This is a genomic window from Amycolatopsis keratiniphila (assembly GCF_000400635.2).
Taxonomy (GTDB): domain Bacteria; phylum Actinomycetota; class Actinomycetes; order Mycobacteriales; family Pseudonocardiaceae; genus Amycolatopsis; species Amycolatopsis keratiniphila.
This window is the reverse complement of record NC_021252.1, coordinates 8535863-8558615: the sequence shown is the minus strand read 5'-3', so window position 1 is coordinate 8558615 and position 22753 is coordinate 8535863. Positions and strand designations below refer to the sequence as shown.

Genomic DNA, 22753 nt, shown 5'->3' with positions numbered 1-22753 from the left:
AAACGCTCCCGCCGCCCGGCGGGAGCGTTTTTCGTTTCAGCCGCCCGAGTGCATGTCCTCGGCTTCGGGGACGCAGTCGTCGTCCGGGTCGTCGAGCCAGCCGTGCGGCAGCGTGACCTTGCCCGGCGAACCCTGCCGCCCGCGCGGACCGGTGGCCGCGGTGGGGAACGGCGCGTCGTGGTCGAGCTTGGCGATCAGGTCGTCGAGCTGGTCCATGCTGGACAGCATCGCGAAGCCGCGTCGAAGCTCGGAACCGACCGGGAAACCCATGAAGTACCAAGCCATGTGCTTGCGGATGTCACGCATGGCCTTGTCGTGGCCGTCGTGCTCGACGAGCAGTTCCGTGTGGCGGCGCAGCACCTTCGCGACCTCGCCGAGATTCGGCGGCGTCGGCTGTGGACGACCGGCGAAGGCGGCCTCCAGCTCGCCGAACAGCCACGGCCTGCCCAGGCAACCGCGGCCGACGACGACGCCGTCGCAACCGGTCTCGTCGACCATGCGCAGCGCGTCCTCGGCGGAGAAGATGTCGCCGTTGCCGAGCACCGGGATACTGGTGACGGCCTCCTTGAGCGCCGCGATCTTCGTCCAGTCGGCCTGGCCGGAGTAGCGCTGCGCGGCGGTGCGCGCGTGCAGGCTGACCGCCGCCGCGCCCTCGGCCTCGGCGATGCGCCCGGCGTCGAGGTAGGTCAGGTGGTCGTCGTCGATGCCCACCCGGAACTTGACCGTGAACGGCACCCCCGCCTCGGCCGCCGCCTTCGCCGACTCGCGCACGATGTCGGCGAACAGCTTGCGCTTGAACGGCAACGCCGCGCCGCCGCCCTTGCGCGTCACCTTCGCCACCGGGCAGCCGAAGTTGCTGTCGATGTGGTCGGCGAGCCCCTCGCCGGTGATGATGCGGACGGCCTCGGCCATGGTCTTCGGGTCGACCCCGTAAAGCTGCATGGACCTGGGCTTTTCGTTCTCGCCGAAGGTCATCATGTGCATGGTGCCGGGATGGCGTTCGACCACCGCGCGGGCGGTGATCATCTCGCAGACGTAGATGCCGGCGCCGTACTCCTGGCACAGCTGCCGGAACGCGACGTTGGTGATGCCCGCCATGGGAGCGAGCACGACCGGGGGATCGACCTCGTAGGGGCCGATCTTCAGGCTGGGCTTGCTCAGGGTGGCGGTCACGTCCTCCATTGTCGCCTGTGGTGTCTGTCACTCGCAGGTGGGCCGGGTTCCGCCGCCGATCGCCTCGCCGGGAGGGGCGATCACGGTCCACTCCAGGTTGCCGTCGGCGTAGGTCCCGTCGATGTAGGTCAAGCGGCTGGCGACGACCACGCCCGTGTGTTTCGGTGATCTCAGCTCGATCCGCAGGCGGTGGAGCGGGCCGTGTCGCTCTCGACGGTCACGTCTTCGTCCCTCCATACGGTCAGCTCGGGAAAATTGAGGTCGTCGAAGTGCATCGATCGAACGCCTTCGAAGTAGAGCTCGACAGGCTCGTTCCCCGGCCTGAACCCGGATCGGAGAACAACTCCGAGTGCCCTGCGCCGTATCGCCACAGTTGGAAGGTGCGCGACGTGCTGAGGAGCGTTTCGCCGGGGTTCATCCGGCCAGTATGGAGAAACTTCCGGTACCTCGGGGTCGATATTCGGCTCCCTGCGTGGACCGTGTGGATTTTGGGACGTCAGATGTCCCGAAATCCACACAGTGGTCGAGGCTTCGCAAGCCCATGCGTAAGGCCAGGGTCCCGGCATTCCCCGGGTGCACCTGGCCTTGCGACTCGTGTGGCGCCCGCGGCGCCACACTTCGTGTTCAACCTAGTCCGTGAGTGATCCGTGCGCCGGGTAGATATCTCAAGTTCCGGTGTCGGAAGGCCGATGAGGCTCTCCGGGCGGGCTGTCGACGCGAGTGGGTGCTCGTATCGGCAGATCCACGGGCTCGCCTTCGGCAGATCAGCGACACGATCTTCGGCAGATCAGCGACGACAGGATCGGCAGATCCACGGAGAATGGTACCGTTGAGCTGTGCACAGAGCTGATGGTTACCTCCCGCGCAGAGCCGCTCACATGGTTGCGGAGGCTCTCGGCGACACGCGTGTCGTCATCCTCAATGGAGCCCGTCAGACCGGCAAGAGCACTCTTGCCGAGCTGTGCTTGCGGGATCATCAGCCGGATGGCGTGCGACGCTACCTGGACGATCCGCGGACCAGGGCTTCGGCCGACGCCGATCCAGTCGCATTTCTGGACGCGCCGGGGGCCATGCTCATCGATGAGGTCCAGCGAGTCCCGGAATTGTGGCTGACCATCAAGCACATTGTGGACCGGGATCCCCGTCCGGGGCGATTTCTGCTGACCGGCTCGGCCAGGCTTCTCGGATTGAGCCAGCTTCCGGATTCCCTGCCGGGTCGATCGGAAACTATCGAGCTGTTCCCCTTGTCGCAGGGGGAAATCACCGGTGGTCCCGACGGTTTCGTCGACGCCGTGTTCGCACACGGGAGCCGATTGCGAGCGGCAGCTTCGACATTGCGTCGCCGTGATTACTTGGCTCTCGCCACACGCGGTGGGTATCCCGAAGCCGTACGTCGCGAAACTCCACGGCGACGTGCTCAGTTCTTTAGGTCCTACCTCGACGACATCATGAGCCGGGATGTGCATCAGGTGGCGGACATCCAACGCATCTCCGATATGCGGCGCCTTATCGGGACGCTCGCGGCACAGTCCGGCGGGTTGCTCAACTACAGTCGGCTTTCCTCTGATCTCGCTCTTCCCGCGTCGACGGTCCGCGACTACGTCGGACTCCTCGAACTGATCTACCTGATCCGATTGATTCCGGCATGGTCGGCGAACGCGACGACGCGGGCGGTCGCCACGCCGAAGCTGGTCTTCAACGACGCCGGCCTCGCCGGGCACTTGGTCTCTGGCGTCACTAACGACGCCACGACAGGCGGACTCGTCGAAACGTTTGTCATCGGCGAACTCGCGCGCCAGATCACGTGGAGCCAGACGATGCCCCGTCTGCATCACTATCGGGACCGCGACGGCTACGAGGTCGACGCTGTTCTGGAGGACAATGCCGGTCGTGTGGTCGCCGTCGAGGTGAAGGCCGCTGAAACCGTCCGGACCGATGATTTTCGTTCGATCCGGGTCCTTCAACGACGCCTGGGCGACCGCTTTCGTGCCGGTTTTGTCCTCTACTGTGGCGACCAGCAGCTTCCCTTCGGGGAGAACCTCGCGTGCCTGCCGATCAGCGCGCTGTGGACCACTCAGCCAGGTGAAGAACGGTAGCTTCGCCTTCATGAGCGTCCGGACCAGACTCGACGACCTCTACGCGCGACGGCTCCGCGCTCGCCTCCGGCGAGGTCCACTGCCCCGCCACATCGGCGTGATCATCGACGGCAACCGCCGCTGGGCCCGTGCGATGGGCTTCGAGGACGTCCGCGAGGGGCATCGGCACGGGGCACAGCACATCGCCAGGTTGATGTCGTGGTGCGAAGGCCTCGGCATCGGGCACGTGACGGTGTACCTCGCGTCGGTCGACAACCTGACGAAGCGCGCGTCGCCCGAGATGGCCTTCTTGATGCAGGTGATCGAGGACGTCGTCCGCGAGCGGCTCACGGCGCCTGGCGCGAAGTGGCGCGTCGCGCCTGTGGGGCGTCTCGACATGCTGCCTTACTCCACGGCCGAAGTGCTGAAGCAGGCCGAAGAGGACACTCGCGGTGCGACGGGGCCTGAGCTGACCCTCGCGATCGGGTACGGAAGCCGCGAGGAGATCGTCGACGCCGTCCGCGATCTCGTGCTCGAAGGGGCGGCGGATGGCAAGTCCCTGGTGGAGATCGCGGAGTCCGTCTCCGTGGACGCTCTCGCCGCGCATCTGTACACGGTCGGCAGTCCCGATCCGGACCTGATCATCCGGACCAGCGGCGAGGTCCGGCTGTCCGGATTCCTGCTTTGGCAGGCCAAGGATTCCCGGCTGTACTTCTGTGACGTCAACTGGCCGGGCTTCCGGTACATCGACCTCTTGCGAGCGCTCCGGATGTGGGCCCGATCGCGATGATCTTGCAGGTCGCGACCACATCGTCATCACGATTGAGTAGTGCTACGGATCCCTCGGCGGGCGTCAGGCCGCATGCTGATCGCCATGACCACCGATGGGGATGTGCTCCTCAGGCTCGCCGGGGAGATCGACGACCTTGGGGCCCGCCTCGCGCGGGTCGGCACGGAGCTGCGGACCGTCCAGTCCGCGGCGGAGCCGAAGCACGAAGAGGCGCCTGAGCAGGCGGAAGAGCCCGCCGAGCAGCAGGAAGAGCAGCAGGCCACGGCCCCGCAGACCGAGCAGGCCGAGCAGCCGCGGGCCGAGCAACCGCAGCAGCCCCAGGTGCCGCACCAGGCCCAGCCGCAGCAGCCGTACCAGCACTACTACCCGCACCCGCACTACCAGGGCCAGCACCACCAGCAGGCCCAGTACGCGCAGTGGCAGCAGCAATGGCAGCAGTACCGCCAGCAGCAGCCGCAGCAGCCCTACCGCCCGTACCAGCCCGCCCCGAAGGTGTCGCTCACCGAGAAGCTGGGCAAGGAGGGCGCCGGCAGCAGGCTGCTGGCCTGGATCGGCGGCGCGGTCACGTTGCTCGGCATCGTGCTGTTCCTCGTGCTCGCGATCCAGCGTGGCTGGTTCGGCCCGATGCCGCGGGTGATCGGCGGCGCCGTGCTCGGCGCGGCGCTGGTCGGGATCGGGCTCCGCCTGCACCGCACGCCGGCGGGCCGCACGGGTGCGTTCGCGCTCGCCGCGACCGGTATCGGCGCGCTGTACCTCGACGCCATCGCCGCGACGACGATGTACGAGTACCTCCCGGCCTACGCCGGTCTCGCGATCGGGCTCCTGATCGCGGTCGGCGGGTTGCTGCTGGCCGTGCGGTGGAAGTCGTCGCTGCTCGCGACGGCCGTCGTGCTCGGCTGCGTGATCTGCGCGCCCATCATCACCCAGGGGTTCACCCCGCAGCTGGTCGCGTTCCTGCTCGTGGTCCAGGTCGCTTCGACGCCGGTGCAGTTGCGCCAGTCGTGGCCGTCGGTCGCGGTCGCTTCCGGGATCCCGCCGCTGGTCGCGTCGGTGTTCAGCACCGCGTTCGCCGGCCCCGGCGGCAGCACGGCCAACACCGCCGCCGCGCTGGCCGTGAGCGGCGTCGGACTCTCGCTGGCCCTGATCGTCACCGCCAAGCGGAGCGGGGACGCCGCCGCGCTCACCCTGCTCGCCCTCGCGCCCGCGCCGTCATTGCTCGCCGCGCTGCTCCTGCCGAAGACCCCGGCCGTGCTCGTCACCGCGTCGGTCGCGCTGGTGCTGCTCGCGGTGTGGGCGGCCGGGCAGTGGCTCGACGGCTGGACGGGTGAGCTCGCGGGCGCCGCCGGGCTCCTCGCGGCCCTGCAGACGACGATGACGCTCTTCGACGGCAGTGCCCGTTCGGGGATCCTCATCGGCGAAGCGGTCCTGCTGGCCCTGGTCGCGCTGTGGACGAAGAAGCACGTCGCGCTCTTCGGCGGCCTCGGGTTCGCCGTCATCGGCGGCATGATCGCGCTGGTCCTCGACGTCCCGCCGACGCTGTTCTTCCTGGTCCGCAACCGGCCGGACGCCGACCTCGCCGCCGCCTTCCTGGTGGCCCTGGCGATCTTGGCCGCCTCGATCACGCTTCCGTGGGTCTCGCACCGCCTGGGGCTGTTCAAGGCCGCGGCCGAGAACGTGGTGCCGTGGCTCTTCGCCGGGGTCTGCGGGCTCTACGGCGCGGGTGCGCTGGTGCTGTGCGGCGCGCTGCTGGTGGTCCCGGGCCGGTCGGGTTTCCTGCTCGGCCACGTGGTGATCACGGTGTCGTGGACGGTCGCCGCGCTGGTGCTGCTCATCCGCGGCATCTCGGCGGTCAACCTGCGGGTGATCGGGTTCGTGCTGGTCGGCGCGGCCGTGCTGAAGCTGGTCCTGTTCGACCTCTCCGCACTCGACGGCCTGGCCAGGGTCGCCGCCTTCCTCATCGCCGGCCTGGTGCTGCTCGGCGCGGGGACGCGGTACGCGAAACTCGTCGCGTCTCGCTGAGCGGACGCGGAAGAAAAGCCGCGGGGTCGTGGTTGGTCGGTTCATGACCTACCAACCCGATCCGCGGCTCGCCGAGCGGGCGAAGGAGAACGTCGCCTGGCTGACCACGATCAGCCCGAAGGGACGCCCTTCGCCCCGCCCGGTGTGGTTCGTGCTCGACGGTGAGGATTTCATCGTCTTCAGTCAGCCGGACACGGCGAAGACCCGCCACATCGAAGCCAACCCCGAGGTCAGCCTCCACTTCAACAGCGACGAGCACGGGGGCTCGATCCTGGTGATCGGCGGCAAGGCCGAGATCCTGCCGGACGGTCTCGCGTCGGAACAGCCGGGCTTCCTCGCCAAGTACGAGAAGCATTACCCGGCGATCGACTACGACGTCCCGAAGTTCGACCGCGAGTACAGCGTCCGGATCAGGATCCGGCCGGAACGCACCTGGGGCTTCTAGAAACCGACCGTCACACAGGCCAGCCGGGCCCCCGCGGTCCCGGCGTGGCCCGGGTCGGTGTGCGTATGCGTTTCGTGGATCACGATCGAGTTCGCGCGCCGGTCGGTGAACGTCCAGTCCACTTTGGACACGGCCACGCCGCGGCCGGTGGCGTCGGAGGTGAGGTCGAGCCAGATCTCGTTGCGGGGGTTGGCATAGGCCGGGTCCACCGACGGCTTCACCGGGTCTTCGACGTTCTGGTAGTGCGGGCCGGCGAGGTCACCGGTGGCACCGCACGGCTTCGTGTGCGCGTGGGCGCCGTATTCGCGGTTGGGCAGCAGGCCGGTCACGAGGATCGCGGTCGAGGTGCCGAAGGCCTTGGATGTCAACCCGAAGACGTGCGCGCGGGCGCCGGGCGGCACCAGGTCGGGCTTGTAGATGGTCAAGCCGCTCTTGGCGGTGATCACGTGGACCCGCGAGCCGGGGACGGCGGTGGCCGGCCCGGCGCCGGCGGTCAGGGCCAGAGCGGCCGCGGACAGGACGAGGGAAAGTGCGGGGACGGGGCGCATGCCCCTTGCCTAGTCCGCACGAATCGGACACGCCAGAGCGGTCACTCGGTCGGGCGATCATTCTCAAACTATGGGCAGGACACGTGAGTAGCAACCCTCCGGATCGCACCTGGCTGGTCGCGGTCGCCGCCGCTCTTTGGGGCACAGACGGGCTTCTGCGGCTTCCGCTGGCCGAGGCGCTCCCGGCGGCCACGGTCGTCTTCTGGGAGCACCTGCTGGTGGTGCTCGTGCTGAGCCCCTTCATTCCCGGCGCCTTCCGCGCGCTGCGCCGGACCGGCCCGCGGGAATGGCTGGCCGTACTCGCCATCGGCGGCGGGTCCTCCGCGCTCGCGACGGCGATGTTCACCGCGGCGTTCAAGCTGGGTGACCCGGTGACGCCGCTGGTGCTGCAGAAGCTCCAGCCGGTGTTCGCCGTGCTGGCGGCATACTTCGTCCTCCGTGAGCGGGTCCGCCCCGGGTACGCCTTCTTCGCGATCCCGGCGTTGCTGGGCGCTTGGCTGCTGGCGTTCAAGGATCCGCTGAACATCCAGCTCGCCGCGGCGAAGGCGGCGCTCCTGGCGGTCGGCGCGGCCGCGTTGTGGGCGGCCGGCACGGTGCTCGGACGGCTGCTTTCCACCGAACTGGCGCCGAAGGAGGTCACCACGCTGCGCTTCACCGTCGGGCTCCCGGTCGCGGCGGGCATCGTGGCGTACCAGGGCGGCCAGTTCGCGGTCGGCTGGGACAACGCGCTCGGCCTCGGCCTGCTCGCCCTGGTCCCCGGCCTGCTGGCGCTGAGCCTGTACTACCTGGGCCTGCGGTCGACGCCCGCCGCCAGGGCGACGCTGGCCGAGCTCGCGTTCCCCGTCACCGCGGCCGTGATCGGCGTATTGTGCTTGAACGCCGAATTGTCGGGTACTCAGTGGCTGGGCCTCGCCGTGGTGGTCGTGTCAGTGACGTCGCTCGGCTGGCACGAAAAGGTCAGGCGTCAACCGATGGTCTTGGAGCCACTGCATGGTCGAGCACACCGGCGAGACGAAGAACGAACGCCTGACCCGCAACGTCAGTGAGCTCCTGCAGGAGCTGCGGGTCGCGCAGGCCGGTGTCCAGATCCTCTTCGGTTTCCTGCTCACGGTGGTGTTCACCGACGAGTTCCACGAGGCGAGCGGGTTCGAGAAAGCCGTCCACCTGACGGCCGTCCTGCTCACGGTCTGCTCGACGGTGCTCCTCACGGCGCCCGCCGCGTGGCATCGGCTGCTGTTCCGCACGGGGAACCGTGAGCGCATCCTCACCGTCGGCAACCGTTCGGTCCTGGTCGGCCTCGGCTGTCTGGCGGCCGCCATCACCACGACCGTCGCGCTCATCGCCAAGGTCGTCTACGGCCCGATCGCGATGACGATCCTCGGCGTGGTGTCGGCGGTGCTGTTCGTCGTCATGTGGTTCGTCGTGCCGAAGAAGATCGACCGCAACGGCGACTGATCACCGCCCGGTGCGCACCGGCGTGCTTTCGGGCAGGCCGAAAGCGGCGGCCGACACGGACTTCGGGTCGTCCGGGCTCGCGCCGTGGAGCACCCGCCGGGCACCGGTCCACGAGAACATCGCCTTGACCGAAGGCGAATAGCCCGCGCCGTCCTCCGCGACCTTCCGATCGAGCACGCGGAACCCGCCGGGAATGCGTTCGACGCGGTAAACCATCGGCTGACGACGGAATCCGGCGCGCGTGACGAGGCCGTCGCCGTCCCGCTCCACCTCGTCGCAGCTCGCGACCAGGCCGATCTTGACCTGTTGGCGCTCCGGCCGGGTCTCGATCACCTTCTGCGTGCACACCCAGCGGCTTCCCGTCGCTCCGGAACCGGCGAGCGCACGCAGATGCTCGTCGATCGGCGGCAGCGCCTCACGGGCGACGGCGTCGTCCACCGTCGGCATCTCGTCCACGATCCACCAGCCTGCCGCGGCCACCACCACACCGACCCCGGCGAGCACGGGCCAGCGTTTGACGTTCCCCATGGGACGAAGCTACCGAGCGGGGCAAGTGTTCACCCGCGGTTCGGGACGCGTTGCCTCCGCGACCGTAGGTTGCGGCCGTGAACGACTCATCCAGACGGACCTTCCTGCGCGGCGCGGGCCTGCTCGGCGCCGGTGCGGCGGTCTCCGCGTTGCCTGCGCTCGGCGCCCCGGCCGCCTCGGCGGCCTTCGGTCGTGGCCCCGACACCGAAGACGGCCGCTTCACCCTCGCGGTCCTGCCCGACACGCAGTACCTCTTCGACGCCGACCGCGGCGACCCCGCGCCGTTGGACGCCACGCTGCGGTACGTCACCGGCGGCGACGAGAACATCGTCTTCCTGGCGCATCTCGGCGATCTCACCGAGAACGGGCAGCCGGGCGAGTTCGACCAGATCAGCCGGTCTTTCCAGCACCTGGACCGGCGGCGGTTCCCGTACAGCACGCTGGCGGGCAACCACGACATCAAGTCCTCGACCGACGACCAGCGCGGCCGCACGCCGTACCTCGACGCTTTCGGGCCGCAGCGGCAGCGCGGTTCGCGGACCTTCCGCGGCGCGAGCCCGGACGGCTACAACAGCCACCACGTGTTCCGTGCGGGTGGCCGTGAGTGGCTGCTGATCGCGCTCGACTGGCGGCCGTCGGCCGGCGGGCTGGGGTGGGCGCGGTCGGTGCTGGCGCGGAATCCGCGGCTTCCGGCCATCCTGACCATCCATGAATTGGTATGGGCCGACGAGGCCGGGCAGGCGCAGTTCTCGGAGTTCGGGCAGAAGGTGTGGGACGAACTGGTCGACGGCAACGACCAGATCTTCCTGACGCTCAACGGGCACTACTGGCCGCCCGGGCGCATGGTGAAGCGGAACAAGGCGGGCCACGACGTCCATCTGCACATCACCAACTACCAGGACCGCTACTACGGCGGCGGCGCGATGATCCGGCTCTACCGGTTCGACCTCGCGCGCAACGTGATCGACGTCCGTACGGTCTCGCCGTGGCTCGCGGACCAGGCGCCGCGGCTGAACGAGCTGCAGCGGCAGGAGATCGAACGCACCGGTCCGGCGGACTATTTCAGCCTGGAGATCGACTTCGAGTCGAGGTTCGCGGGGTTCGCGCCGGTCCCGGTGCCGCCCGCCCGGCCCGCCGAACGCCAGCTGATCCGCGGGACCGTGGCGTACTGGCGGTTCGAGGGCCGTGACGGCGCGCCCGTGGACGGTGTCCGTGACCTTTCGGGCCGGGGCAACGACCTGGTCCGGGTGACCCTGCCCGGTAGCGCGCCCGAGGCGTTGCGGTTCTCCGGCGAGTTCTCCCCGCGGCAGCCGTCGAGGTCGAGCCTCCGGTTCGACGGCGGCAAGAAACCGGCTCGCGGCGGGTACCTGCGCACGGCGGACTCCGCGCCGATGAACGCGGAGACGTTCGCCCGCGGCTACACCATCGAGGCGTTCGTGAAACTGCCCGAGGATTTCAAGGACGGCAAGCATTCCTGGGCCGCGATCTTCGGCAGGCAGGGCTCGGGCGGCAAGGCGGGCAAGACCGGCGACGATCCCGGCGAGCCTTCGGCCACACTGTCCCTTTCGGACGGTGCCGCGTTCCAGTGGGCGGTCTTCCCGGTGAACCAGAACGGGATCTCCACCTGCTGGGGGCACGAACTGGCGTTGCGGGAATGGATCCACGTCGCGGCCGTCAACGACGGCAGGCGGACGACGCTCTACGTCGACGGCTGCGCGGTGCTGCGAAACCCGAAGACGCCGGCGGCGGGGATCGCGAACCCCGGCGGCTCGTGGCTGATCGGCGCCTACGCCTATGACTCGATCGTCGAGCAGGCGTTCCACGGCTGGCTCGGCGACGTCCGCGTGGTGGGCAGGGCGCTGGACCCCCGCGAGTTCATGCTCGGCTGAGTTTCGCGCGGATCGTGCGCGGTAATGGTGGACGACCGTCCCCATTATCGCGCACGGTCGTTTCCAGGGGAATGCGGGGGTCTCTTGACAAGCGGGGGACAATAAAAAATCGGCGCCTGAATCAGATTCACTGATCAGTACGCCGAATGTGTTGTCAGTCTAACCGCTGTGAGGGGAACTTGTCAAATCAGGGGTACGACGAGGAATTGCGATCCGAGCGGCAGTACGTGGCGTCGCTCTACGGGCGGCTGGACACCGAGCGCGTGCGGGTCGGCGAGGCGTATGCCGGTGCGCTGCGCGGAGAAGGCTTCGCGCTGTCCGACCGCGAGGTGTCCGTCGGCGCGAAGGCGCGTGAGATGGCCAGGCTGAAGATCGCCGACGAGGGCCTTTGTTTCGGCCGTTTGGACGCCCTTTCGGGAGAACGTTCGTACGTCGGCCGGATCGGCCTTTTCGACGAAGAGAACGACTACGAACCCTTGGTGCTGGATTGGCGTGCGCCGGCGTCGCGCGCGTTTTACTGCGCGACCGGCGCGTCGCCGGAAGGAATGGCGAGGCGCCGTCAATTCCGCACCCTCGGGCGTGAGGTCCTCGACTTCACCGACGAGGTCTTCGGCCGTCCGGAATCGGAGGGGGAACGGGGCGATGTCGCGTTGCTGGCCGCGGTCAACGCGCCGCGCGGCGAGGGAATGCGAGACATCGTCGCGACGATCCAGGCCGAGCAGGACGAGATCATCCGGCTCGACCACGCGGGTGTCGTCGTGGTGGAGGGCGGCCCCGGCACCGGGAAGACGGCGGTGGCGCTGCATCGCGTGGCGTACCTGCTGTACACGAAACGGGAGCGCATGGAGCGCCGCGGCGTACTCGTGGTCGGGCCCAGCAGCGGCTTCCTCGACCACATCGGCCGGGTCCTGCCGTCGCTCGGTGAGACCAGCGCCGTCTTCGCGACACCTGGCGACCTCGTCGCCGGTCTGCGCACCGAACGCGAGGATCCGCCGCCGGTCCAGCGGATCAAGGGTTCGCTGGCGATCCTGGACGTCCTCGCGGCGGCGGTGGTGGACCGGCAGGAACTGCCCGCCGAACCGGAGCCGATCGAGCTCGACGACGTCACCGTGCCGCTGGACGCCGAGCTCGCGGCCGCCGCGCGCGAGGTGGCCAGAGAGAGCGGCCTGCTGCACAACGAGGCCAAGGCGGTTTTCGAACGCACGGTGATCGCCGCGCTCGCCGTCCGCGCGGTCGACCGGATCGGCGCGGGCTGGCTTCCGGCGGACGATCGGCACACCCGTCCGGAGATGCTCGAGAACGCCCGCCGTGACCTGGGAGCCAGCGAGGAGCTCGGCGCGGTGCTCGACCGGCTCTGGCCGTCGCTGACGCCGCAGCGGCTGCTGGCCGACCTCTACGCGTCGCCGGAGCGGTTGCGGGCGGCCGGGGCCGATCCGGCGCTGTTCCGTGAGGACGCGGACGCGTGGACGGTGTCCGACGTGCCGTTGCTGGACGAAGCCGTCGAACTGCTCGGCCGTGACCGCACCGCCGAGCGCCGGGCGGAGGAACGGCGGCGGCTGGCGCGCAAGGAATACGCGGAGCGGGTGCTGCAAATCGTCGAGGTCGAAGACGATCACGACGACTACGAGTTCGCGCTGCGGCCCACGGACGTGCTGATGGCGGAGGAACTGGCGGACCGGTTCGCCGAACGCGACGAGCGGGATCTCGCGGAACGCGCCGCCGCCGACCGGGAATGGACCTATGGCCACGTGGTCGTCGACGAGGCACAGGAACTGTCCGAAATGGACTGGCGAGTGCTGATGCGGCGCTGTCCCAGCCGGTCGTTCACCGTCGTCGGGGATCTCGCGCAACGCCGGTCGCCGTCCGGCGCGCGATCGTGGGACGAGATGCTTTCGCAGTACGTCGCCGATCGGTGGGTGTACCGGAAACTGACCGTCAACTACCGGACGCCGTCGGAGATCATGGCGGTGGCGGCCTCGGTGCTGGCGAGTTTCGCGCCGGATGTGGTGCCGCCGGAATCGGTGCGCTCGTGCGGGGTCCGGCCGTGGGCGCGCCGACTGTCCGAAGTGGACATGGAGGACGCGGTCGCCGAGTTCGTCCGCGAAGAGGCGGGGCGAGAGGGGACGTCGGTCGTCATCGGGCCGCCGGGAGTGCCCGGCGCGATCGCGCCGTCCGCGGCAAAGGGGCTGGAGTACGACGCCGTCCTGGTCGTCGAGCCGGCGCGGATCCTCGCGGAAGGCCCGAACGGTGAGGCGGAACTGTACGTCGCGCTGACGCGGGCGACGCAGCGGCTGGGGGTCCTGTACAGCGGGGTGCTGCCGAAAGTCCTCCGCGGTCTTGATTCCGGGCGGCGGACTCCCGACGCTTACCTGCACTGCGTCTGACCCTCCCGCGAGTGCCATGAACGGGCCGTTCCTTGCAAATTTCGCAAGGAACGGTCCGTTCATTGCGCGGGACGTGCTGTCATCGGGTCAGGTTGCCCCAGGCATATGTCTGCTTTGCGAGCTTCAGGTAGACCAAGGTCTCCGTGCTGACGACACCCGGGATGGGCCGGATGTCGTCGTTCAGCACACTCAAGAGGTGTTCGTCGTCCCGGCAGGCGACCTCGGCGAGCAGGTCGTAGCCTCCCGCGGTCAGCACGACGTAGTGGATGTCCGGCATTCCGGAGAGCTGGTCGGAGACCGCCCGCGGATCGCCTTGCACCTTGATCCCGACCATCGCCTGACGGCCGAGCCCGACGTTCGCCGGATCCGTGACCGCGACGATCTGCATCGTCTCGTCCCGCAGCAGCCGCTGGACGCGCTGCCGCACGGCGCCCTCCGACAACCCGACGGCCTTGGCCAGTGCCGTGAACGAGGCCCGCCCGTCGACTTGCAGTAGAGCGATCAGGGTGCGATCGGTATTGTCCAAACCTCTAGGTGTGCGCTGCTCCATCTGCGCGCGTGGTTCGTCACCCATGCCGTCCCTCCCTTTGTTTCGGCATGCGATTCTTGTCGCGCAGCGTATCGATAAGTGTCCAGAATGCTACCGCCGTTAAGTTGTTTGTCGTGATTCTCTTTCTCGGCGCCTTCGCGCGAAGGATTCTGTCGTTCGATAGGGCGAGTGCCGAGGTTTTCGGATGACGCGTCAGCCGAGGTCGCGTTTCAGCAGGTCCTCCTCGGTTTCGCGGCGGACGAGCAGCGTCGCGGTGCCGCGGGAGACGCCGACCACCGGCGGCCTGCCGACGAGGTTGTAATTCGACGCGAGCGAGTGGTGGTATGCCCCGGTGCACGGGACGGCGAGCAGATCGCCGGGGTGGACGTCGTCGGGGAGCGAGAGCCCGTCGGCGAGGACGTCGCCCGATTCGCAGTGCCGTCCGACCACCGTCATCGGACGCCGGGCGGCGCGGCTGCGCCTGCCGATCAGCCGCGCGGTGTACGCCGCCCCGTAGAGCGCGGGCCGCGCGTTGTCGCTCATCCCGCCGTCGACGGCGACGAAAGTGCGCGAGCCGCGTTTCACCGCGCAGACCCGGTACACGGTGATCCCCGCCGGGCCGACGATCGCGCGGCCCGGTTCGATCGTCAGCTTCGGCAGGGGGAAGCCGTGCGAGGTGCATTCGTAAGCGAGCGCGACCCGCAGGCGGCGCACATAACCGTCGATGTCGAAACCCGTGTCGCCGGGCAGATAGCGCACGGCGTGCCCGCCGCCGAGATCCAGTTCGCGCAGGGTGACACCGTGGCTCTCACGGAGTGCGACGAGCACCCCGATCATCTTGCGGGCGGCCAGTTCGTAGAAGTCCACCCGCGACACCTGCGAACCGATGTGGCAGTGCAGCCCGGCCAGCCGGAGCCCGGGCTGCGCGAGCACGGCGGACACGGCGCGCCCGAGGTTGTCGCGGACCTGCTCCCGCAGTGAGAAGCCGAACTTCTGCCCTTCGGTGCCGGTGGTGATCGCCGCGTGCGTGCCGGCCGCGACGTCGGGGGTCACGCGGATCAGCACCTGCTGCGGGCCGGTGGCCAGCGCGCCGAGCTGCTCGATCTCGTCGAGCGAGTCCACCACGATCCGGCGGACGCCGTAGGACAACGCGGCCTTGAGGTCTTCGGGGGTCTTCGCGTTGCCGTGCAACAGGATCCGCTCGGCGGGGAAACCGATCGACCGCGCCACCGCGATCTCACCGGCCGAGCAGGTGTCGAGGGAAAGGCCCTCCTCGGCGACCCAGCGCAGGACGGCGCGGGTGCACAGGGCCTTGCTCGCGTACGCCACCTCGGCGTCGGGCAGCGCCTTCCGGTAAGCGCGGGCGTTCTGCCGGACCTCGTCCTCGTCGAGCAGGTACGCCGGTGTCCCGAACCTCGCGGCGAGGTGGGACACCGGCGCGCCCGCGAACAGCAGTTCCCCGTCCGGCCCGAGCCGGGTGCTGCGTGGCCAGACCCCGGGTTCGAGGTGGTCGGCGGCCTCGCAGCCGAGGCTGGGCAGGAGCTCGCTGAGCGTCACGGTTACCTCCGCGTCGATCGGTCAGTGCCTCCTCAGCACAACTCCGATCGGCCCGGCCCGGCCGTCGCGGCAACGTCTCCCTGACGCTTCGCGAGGCCTCGCTGACGTCTTGTTAACGCGTGAGTAACCCCGGCCACACCGCGGCGGTGACCCGCTCGCGTTCCGCGCCGGTCAGCGGGCGGCTCGGCGGCCGGACGTCGGCGCGGCACAAACCCAGCTGTGCCAACGCTTCCTTGACCACGCTCACGTTGTGGGCGCTGCCGTCCGCGGCCCGCAGCTCCTCGAAGGGCCGGATCCGCTCCCAGACCGTCATCGCCCCGGCGAAATCGCCGTCCCGCAGCGCGCGGAACATCTCCAGCGAGAGCGACGGCGCGACGTTCACCAGCCCGGAGGTGAACCCGGTCGCGCCGACGGCGAAGTAGCCCGGCGCCGACAGCTCCGCGAGCCCGGCGATCCACGCGAAGCGATCGATCCCCGCGTCCCGCGCCACCGAGGCGAAGCGCACCGGATCCGGCACCGCGTACTTCACGCCGATGACGTTTTCCGCGGCGTCGGCGAGCCTGGCCAGCTGCTCGCCTTCGATGCGCCCGTCGCGCACGTAAAGCACGACACCCAGCTCCGGGACCGCCGCCGCGATGGCGCGGTGGTACTCGACCCAGCCCTCCGTCGAGACGTATGGATGCACCGGCTGATGGATCATGACCAGGTCGGCGCCCGCGTCCCGGGCGTGCCGGGCCGCGCCGATCGCCGTCCGGACGTCGTGCCCGATCCCGGCGACCACACTCGCCCGACCCGCCGCGGCCTTGACCGTCACTTCGAGACAGTGCCGCGTCTCGGCCTCGTCCAGCGCGTAGAACTCGCCGGTGTTCCCGTTCGGCGTCACGACGTCGATGCCGGCGCTGATCACCCGGTCGACCAGGCGCCCGTAGGTCTCGGAATCCACGGCGCCGTCGGCGTCGAACGGGGTCACCGGGATGGCCACGACCCCGGACAGCCGCCGTTTGCGCTCGTCGAACCGGGGAGAGGTCACTGGCATGTCCGATCTGATATATGATGTGACGACGTCAGGTTAGCATCTCGGGACGCTTGTCCTGAACTTTGAGGCGGAAGGTCCACTTAGGACAAGGCGGCGAGGAAGATCTCAAGCTGTTCGACCACGAACGCGTGATCGTCGGCCTGGGGCAGCCCCGAGACACCGACGGTGCCGACCGGCCCCACTCCCTCGACGATCACCGGGAACACGCCGCCGTGCGCGGCGTACAGATCCGGGTCGAGCCGGGAGTCGGCTTCGAACGTCGTGCCCTTCGCGCGGAATTGTTCGCCGACGAAGTACGAGCTGTGCCCGTATCGGTCGACGACGCGGCTCTTGCGGTCGATCCACGCGTCGTTGTCGGCCGAGGTGCCCGGCAACGCCGCGTGGAACAGCCGCTGTCCGCCGCGGCGCACGGAGACCGTCACCGGGAGGGCGCGGTCCCGTGCCGCCGCGAGCAGATGGGCGCCCAGCTTCAGCGCGGTCTCGTTGTCGAACCGGCGGAAGACCAGGCGCTCCTCCTGTGCGGCCAGGACGGCCAGGGTGTCATCGCTCATGGCACCCATTAAATCAACGCTGTTGTGTAATGGCTAGCGAAGGGTATCCAGGGCGAAGGCGGCATACATCGCTACGCCGTTGGCCATCGCGTCCTCATCGAAGACCACCCGGTTCGAGTGGTTCGCCTCCACCGTGGCCAGGTCGGCATCGGGCGGGCAGGCCCCCAGGAACGCGAACGCGCCCGGCACCCGCTGCAGGACGTACGAGAAGTCCTCCGCGCCCATCACCGGGTTCTCCATGACCTCGGAGTTGCGGGCGCCGAGCACCTCGCCCGCCAGCTCCAGCACCCTCGCCGCGACCTGGGGATCGTTCACCGTGACGGGGTAGCCGGGGAGGACCTCGGCGCTCACCTTGACGCCGTGCGCCGCGCCGACCGCCTCGCACACCTTCGGCAGTTCCTCGCGCACGAACGCCTGCGTCCGCTCGGACAGCGTGCGGATCGTGCCCTCCAGGAACGCCGTCTCCGGGATGATGTTCGTCGTCGTCCCCGTCTCGATGCGGGTCACCGACACCACCGCGGGCTCGAACACGCTGACCTTGCGGGTCACCATCGTCTGCAGCGCGCCCACCATCGCGGCCGCCGCCGGCACCGGGTCGATCGCCTGGTGCGGCGCCGAGCCGTGCCCGCCCCGGCCGGTGACGGTGACGTGGAAGCTGTTCGCCGACGCCATGATCGGGCCCGGTCGCGTCTGCACGACACCGGACGCGGCCGAGGTGAAGATGTGCAGGCCGAACGCCTTTTCGACGCGTTCACCCGCGGCGTCGAGCACGCCCTCGTGGATCATGTGGCGCGCGCCGTGCTCGCCTTCCTCGCCGGGCTGGAACATGAACACCACCGACCCGGCCAGCTCGTCGACGTGCTCGCAGAGCAGCCGCGCGGCCGACGCCAGCATCGCGACGTGCGTGTCGTGCCCGCAGGCGTGCATCGCGCCGTCGTCTTCGGAGGCGAAATCGAGCCCGGTGTCCTCGTGCAGCGGCAGCGCGTCCATGTCGCCGCGGAGCAGGATCGCCGGCCCCGGCTTGCCGCCGCGGAGGACGGCGGTCAGCGAGGTGGTCGATTTGCCCTCGGTGATCTCCAGCGGCAGGCCCTCGAGGGCGGCTTTGATCGAGGCCTGGGTCTTCGGCAGGTCGAGGCCGATCTCCGGATTCCGGTGGATCTCCCGGCGGAGCTCTACGGTTTTCGTCTGGAGAGCGCGGGCTTCGTCCAGCAATCCGGCGAAGCGCGCGTCGGGGAGGGTGGGCAGGTCGGTGGGTCCGGTCATGTCTCGATAGTGGCGCATGCGGCGCTTCGGGCGCACCGTGCGTGCGTTCCGAATGCGGGCGGAATACGGTGTGCGCATGGCGGTGCAAGAGCCGATCACGGGGTTCGCGGTGGCCGTGGTGCGGGAGGACGGTCGATGGCGGTGCAGTTCCCTTGATCCGGGGGCGCTCGGCGAGCTCGACGCTGCGATCACCGAGCTCGGCAAACTGCGTTCGACGGGGGCCGCGTTCGGGCTGCTCGCGGTGGACGACGAGTTCTTCGTGATCGTCCGGCCGAGCCCGAGAGGCCCGTCGCTGCTGTTGTCCGACGCCGCCGCGGCGCTCGACTACGACATCGCCGCCGACGTCCTCGACGTGCTGAGAGTCGACCCGCCGGACGAGGACGACGACGCGGTCTGGCCGGAAGGCGACCTGGAGATCCTGTCCGACCTCGGACTGCCAGGGGCCGAGCTGCAGGTGATCGTCGGCGAGGTCGACCTCTACCCGGACGAACAACTCCAGATGGTCGCGCAGCGATGCGGCTTCGCCGCCGAGTTCACCAAGATCCTGGACGAGATCTGAGCCCCGCCGCCTCCGCCGCCGACATCGCCGCCGTCCGGGCGGCGATCGTCGCGGCGCGGGGTGCGGGCGAAGACGTGCCGATCGGCGCCGTCGTCCTGTCCCCGGACGGGACCCCGCTCGCTTCCGCTCGCAACGCGCGCGAAGAACTCGGCGACCCGACGGCGCACGCGGAGATCCTCGCGTTGCGGGCCGCGTCGAAGATCTACGGCGACGGCTGGCGCCTCGAAGGCTGCACGCTCGCGGTGACGCTGGAGCCGTGCACGATGTGCGCCGGCGCTCTTGTGATGGCCAGGGTCGCGAAGGTCGTCTTCGGCGCCTGGGAGCCCAAGACCGGGGCCGTGGGATCGCTGTGGGACGTCGTCCGCGACCGGCGGCTCAGCCACCGCGCGGAAGTCGTCGGCGGGGTCCTGGAGGCCGAATGCGCGGCCCTGCTCGAAGACTTCTTTCACGGGCAACGGGGTAACCGCACCGGGTGAAGGATGTGTCGGACCCCGGGACACGGGTAACCCTCCGGACAGGCGGCCGCAGACGGTGGCCGCAGTCGAAGGAGGAACATCCGCCATGAGCGTTTTCGACAAGGCGAAGGACAAGGCCGAGCAGGCCATCGGCGCCGCCAAGGAGAAGCTCGGCGAGAAAACCGACAATCAGGACCTCGCGAACTCCGGCCGGGCCGACCAGACCGAGGGCCAGGTCAAGGAGGCCGGGCACGACCTTCGCGACCGCGCGGAAGGCGGCGTCCAGGACCTCAAGGACAAGTTCAACAAGTAGCGCGAACGCAGAAGAGCCGGTCTCCGTGGAGACCGGCTCTTCGCTGCGGTGGCGGTGGGATTTGAACCCACGGACGGGTATTAACCGTCACACGATTTCGAGTCGTGCTCCTTCGGCCGCTCGGACACGCCACCGCCGAGAACAATAGCGGACCCTTTAGTCCCGGCGTCGCAGGGGGTCAAGGAAGCTGCGCGGTGATCTCGCCGATCGCCGCCGTCTGGTTCTCGACGATCTCCTGTGCCAGCGCTTTCGTCTCGGCGTGCTCGCCGGAGGAGAGCACCGTCTTGGCCATCGCGACGCCGTTGCGCAGATGCTCGGCCATCAGCGGGAGCCACATCCTGTCGAATTCGGCGCCGGTCAGGTTCTGCAGGGACGCGACCTGCCCTTCGGTGATCATTCCCGGCATCGCGTGCCCGGCGTGGCCCGCCGCGGGGAGCACGGCCGCGTTCCACGACTGGAGCCACGCGGTCATCGTCTGGACTTCGGCCGACTCCGCCTTGACGATCTTGGCCGCGGTGGCCTTCACATACTCGGAAGCCGACCGTTCCGACGCCAGGTTCGCGACTTGGATCGACTGCTGGTGGTGCGGCACCATCTGCTGGGAGAAGGTGATGTCGGCCTGGTTGGCGCCCGGGGTCGCCGGTGCCGCGCCCGTGGCCGTCGAGCAGCCCGCGAGCACCCAGGCGACCAGCGCGAACAGGGCCATCGGCAGTCGCCGTCGCATCGATACCTCCGTTGTCGGGAAACCGGCCCCTCCCCGTCCTGTGATACGGCTGTGACCTTCCGGCGGTTCAAAACCGGATTAGCCTTGGTGGACATGACGGATCCGAAGACCGTGGTGACCGGTTTCCTTCAGGCTCTCGAAGAGTTCGACATCGACCGCGCGCTGGGCTTCGTCGCGATCGACATCGTCTATCAGAACGTCCCGCTGCCGCCTGCCCGCGGCCTTTCGGCGGTGGAGAAGCAGTTGCGCGCCATGGCCCGCTACGGAAGCGGGTTCGAGGCGCGCACCCACCACATCGCGGCCGACGGGCCGATCGTGCTCACCGAGCGCACCGACGTCCTGCGGCGCGGTTCGTGGGAGGCCGAGTTCTGGGTGTGCGGCACGTTCGAAGTGCGCGACGGCCGGATCGTGCTGTGGCGCGACTACTTCGACTGGGCGACGTTCCTCGCGGCGAGCGCGAAGGGTGCGGGCAAGGCGGCGGTCGCCGGCTTGAAGAGACTCACGAGGCGGAAATGACACACCGCCGGTGTACGGGCTCCGTCCTCCCCCGACGGGTCCCGTGCACCGGCGGTGCGCCCCCAGTTCCCCCTGCTCACCCTCCCCGGTGAGCGTCCAGAAGTCGTTCGCCCGGATCGGCCTCGCGCAGAACGGCGTCGAGCCGCGCCCCGCCGAACGGGGCCACCGGGCGTCCGCCGCGTTTCCGGTCGCGCAGGTCGACGGCCAAGGCGGTGGTCAGCAGCAGAACCAGTGCCGTACCGACGATGAGCCAGTTCATCGGACACCTCCTCCGGCGACGTGAGGGAGGATTTGTGTCCTCGCTCACGTCGCCAAAGGTAGCTCCGGAAATGCCGGGTCGTCCCCGGACTTGAGCTTCATTTAAGGCAGCGGAACACCAATGGACTATTTCCGCGGGGTTCCCGCGACATAAATGTCACCGTCGGCCACGGAGACGTCACGGGCACTGGACGCGCCGGTCGCCAGAATGCGGGCGGGGTCCCGGAAACCGGTGATCACTTCCACGCGCTGGACCGGTTTCGGTGTGGTGATCAAGGTTTCCGGCGTCCAGACGCGGCCGTTCCCGAGCAAGAACGTTTCGATGCCCGGCTGTCCGTCACGCGTTCCATAAACGCGCCACGTGCCGCCATTGAGCTGTTCGATCTCATGCAATCGGAGTCCCTTGGCGACTTCGCGCACTTCCCAGTTCCGGCCGTTCCACGCGCCCGCGAAATCGCGCGGCGAGCCCGCGGCGTCGAACTGGAACCAGGTGACGAACGGCTTGCCGTCGCGCTGGATGCCGACCTGCAGGATGTAGTCCGGCGACTTGAGCCCGCCGGGGAGTTCGAGCGGGGTCTCGACGACCTTGAGGTACCGCTCCTGCTCGGCGTCGTCGACCTGTGTGCCGAGATCGCGGCCCGACGCGGAGAAGAAGTGCAGGGTCCGGACGTCGAACGACAGGTGGTAGACGTTCCGGTGGTAGACGTCGTGCTTGTGCTGTGACGGCCCGCCGCCCGCGAGCGTGTACGCGAAGTGGATCCGCCCGGACGACGGCACATACCGCAGCTGCCCGACGTAGACTTCGTCCATGTGGTCCGCCCGGCCCAGCGAGCCGAACGCCCACCGCTTCCCGGTCAGCTGCACGGAGTTCTTCCACGTCTTCCCGTGATCGCGGGAAACGAGGTACTTCATCGGGCGGAAGTCGGAGTTCGCCGTCGGATCCAGCTCGTTGGTGGTCTCGCGATAGAACAGGAAGAGCGTGCCGTCGACGGTCTTCACCGGCATCGGGTAGCTCGCCGCGGCCCCCTCGGGGACCTCGATGTCGGTCCAGGTGCCGTCGAGGGAATGCGCGAACGGCGCGCGGCTGATCACGGTCCGCTTGTTGTGCATGCCGCGGAAGATCAGCAGATGCCCGTCACCCGCCGGCAGCATCGTCGGATAGTTGTGCGGATCGGACTCGCCGTCGGCGATCTTCTTCGGCGCCGTCCAGACGCCGGTCCGGTGGTCGTACGCCTGCACGTAGGTGTCCGCGGCCTTGCCGGACCACGAGATGAAGGTCTTGCGCGCGACCGGGTCGAAGATCCCGCCCGCGTTCGGCCGCCGGTCGGTGCGTGACGCGACCGTGCTCGCCGGGGTCATCACGTCGAACACGGCTTTCCCCGGTGGTTCGGCGGCCGCCGCGGGAACCGGCATCACGAGACCGGCCGCGACGAGCACGCAAAGCAGTCCGCGCATGAAAAACGCCTCCTGGTTGGTAGCAGGCGGCGGAGCCCGATCTTCTCACGCGAGGATCCGACCGGGCTAGTGGTGACGAATCGTTGTCTCGCCGTCTTCCTCATTTCACTTGTTCGGGGGAGTATGCGTCGACCGATCTTGCGAAAAGGGGACTCAGCGTGACCACATCCCGACATGCTGCCCGGAGACGAGCCCTGACCGTGGCCGTCGCCTCGGGCCTGGTCGTGAGCG

24 protein-coding genes and 1 tRNA gene are annotated in these 22753 nt (G+C 68.9%); 12 read left to right on the top strand and 13 right to left on the bottom strand.

All coding sequences use genetic code 11. The features are described from left to right. Window positions 1–36: 36 nt before the first annotated feature. Both dusB and AORI_RS84660 read right to left on the bottom strand, forming a co-directional pair. On the bottom strand, window positions 37–1182 hold the full coding sequence (gene dusB / locus AORI_RS79740; RefSeq protein WP_016337992.1) for a tRNA dihydrouridine synthase DusB: 1146 nt from the start codon (window positions 1180–1182) through the stop codon (window positions 37–39). Window positions 1183–1200: 18 nt separating this feature from the next. Beyond that, window positions 1201–1323 carry a hypothetical protein gene (locus tag AORI_RS84660; RefSeq protein WP_267283970.1) on the bottom strand — a complete coding sequence of 41 codons (123 nt, stop codon included), beginning with the start codon at window positions 1321–1323 and terminating at the stop codon, window positions 1201–1203. A gap of 728 nt (window positions 1324–2051) precedes the next feature. On the opposite strand from AORI_RS84660, the gene AORI_RS79735 reads away from it, so the two are divergent. The 4 genes from AORI_RS79735 to AORI_RS79720 all read left to right on the top strand — a co-directional run bounded on the left by AORI_RS79735 (window position 2052) and on the right by AORI_RS79720 (window position 6502). Next, window positions 2052–3269 carry an ATP-binding protein gene (locus AORI_RS79735; protein WP_016337991.1) on the top strand — a complete coding sequence of 406 codons (1218 nt, stop codon included), beginning with the start codon at window positions 2052–2054 and terminating at the stop codon, window positions 3267–3269. Window positions 3270–3279: 10 nt separating this feature from the next. After that, on the top strand, window positions 3280–4038 hold the full coding sequence (uppS, locus tag AORI_RS79730; RefSeq protein ID WP_043849247.1) for a polyprenyl diphosphate synthase: 759 nt from the start codon (window positions 3280–3282) through the stop codon (window positions 4036–4038). Window positions 4039–4110: 72 nt separating this feature from the next. Beyond that, the gene (locus AORI_RS79725; RefSeq protein WP_016337989.1) at window positions 4111–6057 is read left to right on the top strand and encodes a DUF2339 domain-containing protein; all 1947 of its coding nucleotides are present in this window, start codon (window positions 4111–4113) and stop codon (window positions 6055–6057) included. A gap of 43 nt (window positions 6058–6100) precedes the next feature. Further along, window positions 6101–6502, top strand: a complete 402-nt coding sequence (locus tag AORI_RS79720; RefSeq protein ID WP_016337988.1) for a TIGR03667 family PPOX class F420-dependent oxidoreductase — start codon at window positions 6101–6103, stop codon at window positions 6500–6502. On the opposite strand, the gene AORI_RS79715 is transcribed toward AORI_RS79720, so the two are convergent. Further along, window positions 6499–7050 carry a superoxide dismutase family protein gene (locus AORI_RS79715; protein WP_016337987.1) on the bottom strand — a complete coding sequence of 184 codons (552 nt, stop codon included), beginning with the start codon at window positions 7048–7050 and terminating at the stop codon, window positions 6499–6501. The genes AORI_RS79720 and AORI_RS79715 overlap by 4 nt on opposite strands. A gap of 83 nt (window positions 7051–7133) precedes the next feature. Here AORI_RS79715 and AORI_RS79710 point away from each other — a divergent pair, with 83 nt between their 5' ends. Both AORI_RS79710 and AORI_RS79705 read left to right on the top strand, forming a co-directional pair. After that, window positions 7134–8096: a DMT family transporter gene (locus tag AORI_RS79710; RefSeq protein ID WP_016337986.1), complete on the top strand. Its 963-nt coding sequence runs from the start codon at window positions 7134–7136 to the stop codon at window positions 8094–8096. Continuing rightward, on the top strand, window positions 8041–8505 hold the full coding sequence (locus AORI_RS79705; RefSeq protein WP_016337985.1) for a DUF6328 family protein: 465 nt from the start codon (window positions 8041–8043) through the stop codon (window positions 8503–8505). Before AORI_RS79710 ends, AORI_RS79705 begins: the two co-directional genes overlap by 56 nt. On the opposite strand, the gene AORI_RS79700 is transcribed toward AORI_RS79705, so the two are convergent. Further along, window positions 8506–9033, bottom strand: a complete 528-nt coding sequence (locus AORI_RS79700) for a hypothetical protein (protein ID WP_016337984.1) — start codon at window positions 9031–9033, stop codon at window positions 8506–8508. It abuts the gene before it with no gap. Between the two features lie 77 nt (window positions 9034–9110). On the opposite strand from AORI_RS79700, the gene AORI_RS79695 reads away from it, so the two are divergent. Both AORI_RS79695 and helR read left to right on the top strand, forming a co-directional pair. Beyond that, window positions 9111–10922 (top strand): LamG-like jellyroll fold domain-containing protein, encoded by a 1812-nt coding sequence (locus tag AORI_RS79695; protein ID WP_016337983.1) that lies wholly within the window; start codon window positions 9111–9113, stop codon window positions 10920–10922. Window positions 10923–11101: 179 nt separating this feature from the next. Next, window positions 11102–13306, top strand: coding sequence for an RNA polymerase recycling motor ATPase HelR (helR, locus tag AORI_RS79690; RefSeq protein ID WP_267283969.1), 2205 nt, complete (start codon window positions 11102–11104; stop codon window positions 13304–13306). 79 nt (window positions 13307–13385) lie between these two features. Here the strand turns inward: helR and AORI_RS79685 are convergent, their stop codons facing one another. From AORI_RS79685 to AORI_RS79665, 5 genes are all read right to left on the bottom strand, one after another. Continuing rightward, window positions 13386–13880, bottom strand: coding sequence for an Lrp/AsnC family transcriptional regulator (locus tag AORI_RS79685; RefSeq protein WP_016337981.1), 495 nt, complete (start codon window positions 13878–13880; stop codon window positions 13386–13388). Window positions 13881–14048: 168 nt separating this feature from the next. After that, window positions 14049–15392 (bottom strand): diaminopimelate decarboxylase, encoded by a 1344-nt coding sequence (lysA, locus tag AORI_RS79680; protein WP_016337980.1) that lies wholly within the window; start codon window positions 15390–15392, stop codon window positions 14049–14051. 112 nt (window positions 15393–15504) lie between these two features. After that, on the bottom strand, window positions 15505–16428 hold the full coding sequence (locus tag AORI_RS79675) for a dihydrodipicolinate synthase family protein (RefSeq protein ID WP_043848450.1): 924 nt from the start codon (window positions 16426–16428) through the stop codon (window positions 15505–15507). An 80-nt stretch (window positions 16429–16508) separates the two neighbouring features. Beyond that, complete coding sequence (locus AORI_RS79670; protein WP_043848449.1) at window positions 16509–16979, bottom strand: heme-degrading domain-containing protein; 471 nt, start codon at window positions 16977–16979, stop codon at window positions 16509–16511. Between the two features lie 33 nt (window positions 16980–17012). After that, window positions 17013–18242, bottom strand: coding sequence for a M20 metallopeptidase family protein (locus tag AORI_RS79665; RefSeq protein ID WP_016337977.1), 1230 nt, complete (start codon window positions 18240–18242; stop codon window positions 17013–17015). A gap of 76 nt (window positions 18243–18318) precedes the next feature. Here AORI_RS79665 and AORI_RS79660 point away from each other — a divergent pair, with 76 nt between their 5' ends. The 3 genes from AORI_RS79660 (at window position 18319) to AORI_RS79650 (ending at window position 19569) form a co-directional block, all read left to right on the top strand. Next, on the top strand, window positions 18319–18801 hold the full coding sequence (locus AORI_RS79660) for a tRNA adenosine deaminase-associated protein (protein WP_197684721.1): 483 nt from the start codon (window positions 18319–18321) through the stop codon (window positions 18799–18801). Beyond that, window positions 18756–19277 (top strand): nucleoside deaminase, encoded by a 522-nt coding sequence (locus tag AORI_RS79655; RefSeq protein ID WP_228688266.1) that lies wholly within the window; start codon window positions 18756–18758, stop codon window positions 19275–19277. Before AORI_RS79660 ends, AORI_RS79655 begins: the two co-directional genes overlap by 46 nt. 85 nt (window positions 19278–19362) lie before the next feature. Continuing rightward, window positions 19363–19569 (top strand): CsbD family protein, encoded by a 207-nt coding sequence (locus AORI_RS79650; RefSeq protein WP_007035155.1) that lies wholly within the window; start codon window positions 19363–19365, stop codon window positions 19567–19569. Window positions 19570–19615: 46 nt separating this feature from the next. On the opposite strand, the gene AORI_RS79645 is transcribed toward AORI_RS79650, so the two are convergent. Beyond that, window positions 19616–19703: transfer RNA gene (locus AORI_RS79645), tRNA-Ser, on the bottom strand. 44 nt (window positions 19704–19747) lie between these two features. Next, window positions 19748–20293, bottom strand: a complete 546-nt coding sequence (locus AORI_RS79640) for a DUF305 domain-containing protein (RefSeq protein WP_016337974.1) — start codon at window positions 20291–20293, stop codon at window positions 19748–19750. A gap of 93 nt (window positions 20294–20386) precedes the next feature. On the opposite strand from AORI_RS79640, the gene AORI_RS79635 reads away from it, so the two are divergent. Next, complete coding sequence (locus AORI_RS79635; RefSeq protein ID WP_200870947.1) at window positions 20387–20809, top strand: limonene-1,2-epoxide hydrolase family protein; 423 nt, start codon at window positions 20387–20389, stop codon at window positions 20807–20809. 76 nt (window positions 20810–20885) lie between these two features. Here the strand turns inward: AORI_RS79635 and AORI_RS79630 are convergent, their stop codons facing one another. Continuing rightward, the gene (locus tag AORI_RS79630; protein WP_016337972.1) at window positions 20886–21068 is read right to left on the bottom strand and encodes a hypothetical protein; all 183 of its coding nucleotides are present in this window, start codon (window positions 21066–21068) and stop codon (window positions 20886–20888) included. 125 nt (window positions 21069–21193) lie between these two features. Beyond that, the gene (locus tag AORI_RS79625) at window positions 21194–22522 is read right to left on the bottom strand and encodes a BNR repeat-containing protein (RefSeq protein ID WP_016337971.1); all 1329 of its coding nucleotides are present in this window, start codon (window positions 22520–22522) and stop codon (window positions 21194–21196) included. Window positions 22523–22753: the final 231 nt, after the last annotated feature.

Coding starts and splice junctions, on each gene's coding strand:
- dusB (WP_016337992.1), bottom strand. CDS start 1,182: ATGGAGGACGTGACCGCCACCCTGAGCAAGCCCAGCCTGAAGATCGGC.
- AORI_RS79735 (WP_016337991.1), top strand. CDS start 2,052: ATGGTTGCGGAGGCTCTCGGCGACACGCGTGTCGTCATCCTCAATGGA.
- uppS (WP_043849247.1), top strand. CDS start 3,280: ATGAGCGTCCGGACCAGACTCGACGACCTCTACGCGCGACGGCTCCGC.
- AORI_RS79725 (WP_016337989.1), top strand. CDS start 4,111: ATGCTGATCGCCATGACCACCGATGGGGATGTGCTCCTCAGGCTCGCC.
- AORI_RS79720 (WP_016337988.1), top strand. CDS start 6,101: ATGACCTACCAACCCGATCCGCGGCTCGCCGAGCGGGCGAAGGAGAAC.
- AORI_RS79715 (WP_016337987.1), bottom strand. CDS start 7,050: ATGCGCCCCGTCCCCGCACTTTCCCTCGTCCTGTCCGCGGCCGCTCTG.
- AORI_RS79705 (WP_016337985.1), top strand. CDS start 8,041: ATGGTCGAGCACACCGGCGAGACGAAGAACGAACGCCTGACCCGCAAC.
- AORI_RS79700 (WP_016337984.1), bottom strand. CDS start 9,033: ATGGGGAACGTCAAACGCTGGCCCGTGCTCGCCGGGGTCGGTGTGGTG.
- AORI_RS79685 (WP_016337981.1), bottom strand. CDS start 13,880: ATGGGTGACGAACCACGCGCGCAGATGGAGCAGCGCACACCTAGAGGT.
- AORI_RS79675 (WP_043848450.1), bottom strand. CDS start 16,428: ATGCCAGTGACCTCTCCCCGGTTCGACGAGCGCAAACGGCGGCTGTCC.
- AORI_RS79670 (WP_043848449.1), bottom strand. CDS start 16,979: ATGAGCGATGACACCCTGGCCGTCCTGGCCGCACAGGAGGAGCGCCTG.
- AORI_RS79665 (WP_016337977.1), bottom strand. CDS start 18,242: ATGACCGGACCCACCGACCTGCCCACCCTCCCCGACGCGCGCTTCGCC.
- AORI_RS79660 (WP_197684721.1), top strand. CDS start 18,319: ATGGCGGTGCAAGAGCCGATCACGGGGTTCGCGGTGGCCGTGGTGCGG.
- AORI_RS79655 (WP_228688266.1), top strand. CDS start 18,756: ATGCGGCTTCGCCGCCGAGTTCACCAAGATCCTGGACGAGATCTGAGC.
- AORI_RS79650 (WP_007035155.1), top strand. CDS start 19,363: ATGAGCGTTTTCGACAAGGCGAAGGACAAGGCCGAGCAGGCCATCGGC.
- AORI_RS79640 (WP_016337974.1), bottom strand. CDS start 20,293: ATGCGACGGCGACTGCCGATGGCCCTGTTCGCGCTGGTCGCCTGGGTG.
- AORI_RS79635 (WP_200870947.1), top strand. CDS start 20,387: ATGACGGATCCGAAGACCGTGGTGACCGGTTTCCTTCAGGCTCTCGAA.
- AORI_RS79630 (WP_016337972.1), bottom strand. CDS start 21,068: ATGAACTGGCTCATCGTCGGTACGGCACTGGTTCTGCTGCTGACCACC.
- AORI_RS79625 (WP_016337971.1), bottom strand. CDS start 22,522: ATGCGCGGACTGCTTTGCGTGCTCGTCGCGGCCGGTCTCGTGATGCCG.